This window comes from Streptomyces sp. URMC 124, from assembly GCF_051386455.1.
Lineage (GTDB): Bacteria > Actinomycetota > Actinomycetes > Streptomycetales > Streptomycetaceae > Streptomyces.
In genome coordinates, this window is sequence record NZ_JBPQTS010000636.1 from 1 (window position 1) to 239 (window position 239).

Sequence of the window (239 nt, forward strand, 5' to 3'; positions counted from 1 at the left end):
GTTCCCATCTGTACGACATCGGGACCATTCTTGGAGGCGACAGCCGTCAACAGCTTGTCATGCGCGCTGGACCAAGGGATGGACTGAACGCTGACCTTAACGCCCGGATTTTTCTCCTCATATTCCTTGATCAGCGTATCGTCCGTTTCGTCGCCCATCAGCCACACCTTCAGTTCTTTGCCGCCGCTTCCGCCGTCGGCGCCCTTCGAGCACCCTGCAAGCACGCCTGACAATACGAG

At 57.7% G+C, this 239-nt stretch carries 1 protein-coding gene; it reads right to left on the reverse strand.

Going from position 1 to position 239, the window contains the following annotated elements:
* Nucleotides 1-239, reverse strand: a 239-nt coding sequence (locus ACSNOG_RS33975) for an extracellular solute-binding protein (protein ID WP_436756515.1), incomplete at both ends; no start/stop codon positions are given.